The organism is Nonomuraea sp. NPDC049637, assembly GCF_040675235.1.
GTDB lineage: Bacteria > Actinomycetota > Actinomycetes > Streptosporangiales > Streptosporangiaceae > Nonomuraea.
Genome location: NZ_JBFAOM010000106.1, coordinates 1 through 6601, shown reverse-complemented (window position 1 = coordinate 6601; position 6601 = coordinate 1). Strand labels below are relative to the sequence as shown.

General features: G+C 73.4%; 5 protein-coding genes. 3 read left to right on the top strand and 2 right to left on the bottom strand.

The window, feature by feature from the left end; translation table 11 throughout:
• Window positions 1-189 (top strand): hypothetical protein (locus AB0J71_RS49540; RefSeq protein WP_364421372.1); only part of this gene is annotated, 189 nt, incomplete at its 5' end.
• Window positions 190-229: 40 nt separating this feature from the next.
• Window positions 230-1654 (top strand): PAS domain S-box protein, encoded by a 1425-nt coding sequence (locus AB0J71_RS49535; RefSeq protein ID WP_364421370.1) that lies wholly within the window; start codon window positions 230-232, stop codon window positions 1652-1654.
• A 7-nt stretch (window positions 1655-1661) separates the two neighbouring features.
• Here AB0J71_RS49535 and AB0J71_RS49530 read toward each other — a convergent pair whose 3' ends face one another.
• Window positions 1662-2840, bottom strand: coding sequence for an acetate kinase (locus AB0J71_RS49530; RefSeq protein WP_364421368.1), 1179 nt, complete (start codon window positions 2838-2840; stop codon window positions 1662-1664).
• Window positions 2816-5119 (bottom strand): phosphoketolase family protein, encoded by a 2304-nt coding sequence (locus AB0J71_RS49525; RefSeq protein WP_364421366.1) that lies wholly within the window; start codon window positions 5117-5119, stop codon window positions 2816-2818. The genes AB0J71_RS49530 and AB0J71_RS49525 overlap by 25 nt, the downstream gene beginning before the upstream one ends.
• Before the next feature lie 62 nt (window positions 5120-5181).
• Between AB0J71_RS49525 and AB0J71_RS49520 the strand changes: the two genes are divergently transcribed.
• Window positions 5182-6601, top strand: a 1420-nt coding sequence (locus AB0J71_RS49520) for a dihydroxy-acid dehydratase (RefSeq protein WP_364421364.1), incomplete at its 3' end; no start/stop codon positions are given.

The window sequence follows — 6601 nt, the reverse complement described above, 5'->3', positions numbered from 1 at the left end:
CCCGTGCCGCGCGAGCCCGGGCCGGACAACGGCTGGGGCCTGCGCGTCGTCGAGCTGCTGTCCACCGGCTGGGGCGTCTCCCGCCCCGAGGGGGACGGAGCCGAGGGCGACGGAGAGGGCGGCAAGGTGGTGTGGTGCGAGCTGGCGCCCCACGTCGTCGCGCTCACCCAGGAGCGCTCCAGGGCATGATCGAGTTTCGGTCTTCCGCCGGGCCGTGCGAAGCTGCAGTATGCCCGGTCAAGACAGGCAGTCAGAGGACATCCAGCTGCTCGTCCGCAGCGTCGTCGACTACTCGATCTGTCTCCTCGACCCCGCGGGCCATGTGACCAGCTGGAACGCCGGCGCCGAGCGCATCAAGGGCTACCGGGCCGAGGAGATCATCGGCCGCCACTTCTCGGTCTTCTACCCGCCCGAGGCCGTCGCGGCCGGTCGTCCGGAACAACTGCTGGGCCGTGCGGCGGCGGCCGGCCGGGTGGCCGACGAGGGCTGGCGCGTCCGCAAGGACGGCGCCCGGTTCTGGGCGCGCGTGGTCATCACCGCCCTGCGCGACGAGCGGGGCCTGCTGCGCGGGTTCGGCAAGGTCACCGGCGACCTGACCGAGCGCCGCCTGGCCGAGCAGGCGATGCGCGACAGCGAGGAGCGCTTCCGCCTGCTGGTCCAGAACGTCGTCGACTACGCCATCTTCATGCTCGACGCCCAGGGCCGGATCGTCAGCTGGAACGCCGGCGCCGAGCGCATCAAGGGCTACCGGGCCGAGGAGATCATCGGCCGCCACTTCTCGGTCTTCTACCCGCCCGAGGACGTCGCGGCCGGCAAGCCCGCCATGGAGCTGGAGGTCGCCGTCGCCGACGGCCGGTGGGAGGAGGAGGGCTGGCGCGTCCGCAAGGACGGCACCAGGTTCTGGGCCAGCGTGGTCATCACCGCCCTGCACGACGAGCGCGGCGAGCTGCGCGGGTTCGGCAAGGTCACCCGCGACCTGACCGAGCGCCGCAACGTGGCCCGCGCCCTCGACGAACGCGGCATGCTGCTGGCCCACCTGGTCCGCGCCCAGGAGGTCGAACGCCGGCGCATCGCCTACGACGTGCACGACGACACGATCCAGTCCATGGTCGCCGTCGGCATGCGCCTGCGCGCGATGGAGAGCGGCCTCGGCGGTGAGCAGGCCGCCGAGCTGCGCGGCATCGGCGAGGCCGTCGAGGCGGCCGTCGCCCGCCTGCGCGACCTGACCTTCGAGCTGCGCCCACCGGCTCTCGACGAGGAGGGCCTGGTCGAGGGCCTGGCCGGCTACCTGCGGCAGGTGACGGCCGGCACCGGGCTGTCGTTCGAGATCGACCACCGCCTCGACGCCGACCCGCCGCCCGAGGCCGCCGTCACCATCTTCCGGATCTGCCAGGAGGCGATCACGAACGTGCGCAAGCACGCCCGCGCCACCTCGATCAGGCTCTCGCTGGTCTCGCTCGACCGCGGCGTGCACGTACGCGTCGCCGACGACGGCACCGGGCTGCCGCCGGGCGCCGAGGGGCCGCTGCGCCACTTCGGGCTGATCGAGATGCGCGAACGGGCCGAGATCGCGGGCGGCTGGTGGAGCCTGACCGACCGGCCGGGAGCCGGGACCACCGTGGACTTCTGGGTGCCGGCCGTCCCGCACGCCTGACCGCCGCTCACCGGCGGGGGAGCACCTCCACGGCCTGGCGGGCGATCTCCCACTCCTCGTCCGTGGGCACGACCAGCACCGCCACCTCCGCGCCCGGCGGCGAGACCGCCCGCTCCCCGGCCGGGCCGGCCGCGTTCAGCGCGGGGTCCACGGTGATGCCGAGCCGGTCGAGCCCGGCCAGGGACTCCGCGCGGGTGGCCGCGTCGTGCTCGCCGACGCCGCCGGTGAACACGATCGCGTCCAGGCGGCCGAGCAGGGCGTAGTACGCGCCGACGTACTTGCGGATGCGCCGGGTGTAGACCTCCAGGGCCAGCCGGGCCTCCTCGTCGCCGCGGGCCCGCACCTCGCGCATGTCGAGCGTCCCGGCCAGGGCGCGCAGGCCGCCCTCGTGGCTGAGCGCGCGCTCCACCTCCTCGCCGCCCATGCCGCGCACCCGCGCCAGGTAGCCGGCGATCGCGGGGTCCACGTCGCCGGAACGGGTGCCCATCACCAGCCCCTCCAGCGGGGTCAGCCCCATGGAGGTGTCCACGCTGCGCCCGCCGGACATCGCCGTCGCGCTGGCGCCGTTGCCCAGGTGCAGCACGACGAGGTCGAGCCCGGCCAGGTCGCGGCCGAGGAGGGCGGCGGCGCGGCGGGAGACGTAGGCGCAGGAGGTGCCGTGGAAGCCGTAGCGCCGCACGCCGAGCTCCCGCCAGGCCCGCGGCACCGCGTACGTGTACGCCTGCGGCGGCAGCGTGAGCTGGAACGCCGTGTCGAACACCGCCACCTGCGGCACCCCGGGGAACGCCGCCCGCGCCACCCGGATCCCCGCCAGGTTCACCGGGTTGTGCAGCGGCGCGAGCGGCGCCAGCTCCTCGATCGCGGCGATCACCTCGTCGTCCACGAGCGCCGGGCCGGTGAAGCGGGTGCCGCCGTGCACGACCCGGTGCCCGACGGCGACCGGCTCCAGCCCCGGCCCGGCCCGCTGGAACGCCTCCAGCATCGCCGCCAGCCCCTCGGCGTGCCCGGGGAACCGCTCCTCCCGCACGTACGGCGGCCCGCCGCCGGCGTGGTGCGTCAGCCGCCCGCGCTCCTCGCCGATGCGCTCCACCAGCCCGCGCGCCGGACGCTCGCGGGTGCGCACGTCCACCAGCTCGTACTTGATGGAGGAGGAGCCGGTGTTCAGGACGAGAATTCGGCCGGCCATGTCCACGACCTGATCTCCGCCGGGTCCTCGCCGTGCTCCCTGGTGTGGGCGCGGGCCCGCAGCCGCGCGTCGCTCATCCGCTGGCGCAGGTGCGCGGCCTTGGAGCCGAGCCCCGGCACCCGGTCGATGACGTCGATGACCAGGTGGTAGCGGTCGATGTCGTTGAGCATGGCCATGTCGAACGGCGTGGTCGTGGTGCCCTCCTCCTTGTAGCCGCGCACGTGCATGTTGGCGTGCCCGGTGCGGCGGTAGGCGAGCTGGTGGATGAGCGAGGGGTAGCCGTGGAAGTTGAAGATGATCGGCCGGTCCACGGTGAACAGCGTGTCGAACTCGGCGTCCGGCATGCCGTGCGGATGCTCCGACCGCGGCTGCAGCCGCATCAGGTCCACCACGTTGACGACGCGCACCTTCAGCTCCGGCAGGTGCTCGCGCAGCAGCGCCGCGGCGGCCAGCGTCTCCTGGGTCGGCACGTCGCCCGCGCAGGCCAGCACCACGTCCGGCTCGCTGCCCTGGTCGGTGGAGGCCCACGGCAGGATGCCCAGGCCGCGCGTGTTGTGCGCGATCGCCTCCTCCATCGTGAACAGGTCCAGCACCGGCTGCTTGCCCGCCACGATCACGTTGACGTAGTCGCGCGAGCGCAGGCAGTGGTCGGCCACCGACAGCAGGGTGTTGGCGTCCGGCGGCAGGTAGACCCGCACCACCGACGCCTTCTTGTTGACGACCACGTCCAGGAAGCCGGGGTCCTGGTGGCTGAAGCCGTTGTGGTCCTGCCGCCACACGTGCGACGACAGCAGGTACGTCAGCGACGCCACCGGCCGCCGCCACGAGATCTTCTGCGACGACTCCAGCCACTTGGCGTGCTGGTTGAACATGGCGTCGATGATGTGGATGAACGCCTCGTAGCAGTTGAACAGGCCGTGCCGGCCGGTCAGCAGGTAGCCCTCCAGCCAGCCCTGGCACAGGTGCTCGCTCAGCACCTCCATCACCCGGCCGCCGGGGGCCAGGTTCTCGTCCGTGGGCAGCAGCTCGGCCTCCCACGCCCGGTCGGTGACCTCGAACACGTCCTGCAGCCGGTTGGAGGCGGTCTCGTCGGGGCCCATCAGCCGGAAGTTGCGCGGGTTGCCGGCGATCACGTCGCGCAGGAACCCGCCGAGCACCCGCGTCGGCTCGGTCAGCTGCGCGGCCGGGGACTTGACCTCGACGGCGTGCCGGCGGAAGTCCGGCAGCCGCAGCGGCTTCAGCAGCTCGCCGCCGTTGGCGTGCGGGTTGGCGCTCATCCGCAGCGGCCCCCGCGGCACCGTCGCCAGCACCTCCTCGACCGGCCTGCCGTCGGAGCCGAACAGCTCCTGCGGCCGGTACGAGCGCATCCACTCCTCCAGCATCGCCAGGTGCGCCGGGTTCTCCCGGACCCCGGCCAGCGGCACCTGGTGGGCCCGCCAGGTGCCCTCGACCGGCTTGCCGTCCACCTCGCGCGGGCCGGTCCAGCCCTTCGGCGTGCGCAGGACGATCATCGGCAGCCGCCGGTCCTGGCCGTCCTTGTACTCGGCCAGCTCGTCGAAGACGGTGTCGAGGGTGGCGGCCATCTCCTCGTGCGAGGGGCCGACCAGGTGGGGGCGGTAGCCGTACCCCTCCATGAGCTTGAACAGGTCCTGCTCGGGGATGCGGGCCAGCACGGTGGGATTGGCGATCTTGTAGCCGTTCAGGTGCAGGATGGGGAGCACGACGCCGTCGCGCCGGGGGTCGAGGAACTTGTTGGAATGCCAGCTCGCGGCCAGCGGGCCGGTCTCGGCCTCGCCGTCGCCGATGACGCAGGCCACCACCAGTCCGGGGTTGTCGAACGCGGCGCCGTAGGCGTGGGCGAGGGAGTAGCCCAGCTCGCCGCCCTCGTGAATGGAGCCGGGCGTCTCGGGCGCGACGTGGCTGGGGATGCCGCCGGGGAAGGAGAACTGGCGGAACAGCCGCCGCATGCCCTCGACGTCCTGCGAGACGTCCGGATAACGCTCGGTGTAGGAGCCCTCCAGCCAGGCGTGCGCGACGGCGGCGGGCCCGCCGTGGCCGGGACCGGCGATGTAGATCATGTCCTGGTCGCGTTCGGAGATCACCCGGTTGAGGTGGGCGAAGCAGAAGTTGAGCCCCGGGGTGGTGCCCCAGTGGCCGAGCAGGCGCGGCTTGATGTGCTCGGGGCGCAGCGGCTCGGTCAGCAGCGGGTTGTCCAGCAGGTAGATCTGCCCGACGGACAGGTAGTTGGCCGCCCGCCAGTACGCGTCTATGTGGTCCATGCCCCTGCCCATTCCTCCGCAGGCGGTGCTGAATCCCCGGGCTGCCGATAATGTGCCGTCACATGGCGCTGCGCAGTTCCCGCTGGTACTCCGGTGACGACAGGAACTCCTACATCCACCGGGCCTGGATGCGCCGCGGCCTGCCGCGCGAGGCGTTCGAGGGCGAGCGGCCGCACATCGCGATCGCCAACAGCGCCTCCGACCTCGCGCCGTGCAACTCCCATCTCGACGAGGTCGCCCGCAGCGTCATGGACGGCGTGTGGGCGGCCGGCGGCGTGCCGCTCGACCTGCCCGTCCTGTCGCTGGGCGAGACGAACGTGCGCCCGACCGCCATGCTCTGGCGCAACCTGGCCGCCATGGCCGCGGAGGAGCTGCTGCGGGCCAACCCGATCGACGGCGTGGTGCTGCTCGGCGGCTGCGACAAGACCGTCCCGGCGCTGCTCATGGCCGCCGCCTCGGTCGACCTGCCGGCGCTCGTCGTGCCCGGCGGCCCTATGCTGACCGGGCACTTCCGTGGCGTGCCGCTCGGCTGCGGCACCGACGTGTGGCGGCTCAGCGAGGAGGTGCGGGCCGGCACGCTCTCCCGCGAGGCGTTCCTCGCCTCGGAGTCGTCCATGATCCGCAGCCGTGGCCACTGCAACACGATGGGCACCGCCTCCACCATGGCCTGCATGGCCGAGGCGCTCGGCATGACGCTGCCCGGCACGGCCGGCACTCCGGCCCCCGACAGCCGCCTGCTGGAACGCGCGCACGACAGCGGCCGGCTGGCCGTCGAGCTGGTACGCGCGGGCCGCCGCCCCAGCCACGTCATGACCAGGGCCTCCTTCCTCAACGCCATCGTGACGCTGGCCGCGATCGGCGGCTCCACCAACGCGGTCGTGCACCTGCTGGCCATCGCCGGGCGGCTCGGCGTCGAGCTGAGCCTCGACGACTTCGACCGGGCCGGCTCGGGCGTGCCGCTGCTGGCCGACCTCCAGCCCGCCGGCCGTCACCTGATGGACGACCTGTTCCGGGCGGGCGGCCTGGCCGCCCTGCTGCGGGAGGTCGAGGACCTGCTCGACCCCGCGGCGATCACCGTCACCGGCAGGCCGCTGGCCGAGCACCTGGCCGGCGCGGAGATCTGGGACGACACCGTGATCCGGCGGCGCTCCGACCCGCTGCTGCCCGACGCGGGCATCGCCGTGCTGCGCGGCAACCTCGCACCCGACGGCGCCGTGATCAAGCCCGCGGCCGCCTCGCCGGAGCTGCTGCGCCACCGCGGCAGGGCGATCGTCTTCGACGGCGTCGAGGACGCCAGGGCCCGGCTCGACTCGCCCGGCCTCGACGTCGACGAGACCTCGGTGCTGGTGCTGCGCGGCTGCGGCCCCAGGGGCTACCCGGGCATGCCGGAGGTCGGCAACCTGCCGCTGCCGCGCAAGCTGCTGGCCAGGGGCGTGCGCGACATGGTGCGGGTCAGCGACGCCCGGATGAGCGGCACCGCGT

What these genes read in the sequence shown, in the direction of transcription:
- AB0J71_RS49525 (WP_364421366.1), bottom strand. Translation starts at nt 5,119, where the DNA reads ATGGACCACATAGACGCGTACTGGCGGGCGGCCAACTACCTGTCCGTC.
- AB0J71_RS49535 (WP_364421370.1), top strand. Translation starts at nt 230, where the DNA reads ATGCCCGGTCAAGACAGGCAGTCAGAGGACATCCAGCTGCTCGTCCGC.
- AB0J71_RS49530 (WP_364421368.1), bottom strand. Translation starts at nt 2,840, where the DNA reads ATGGCCGGCCGAATTCTCGTCCTGAACACCGGCTCCTCCTCCATCAAG.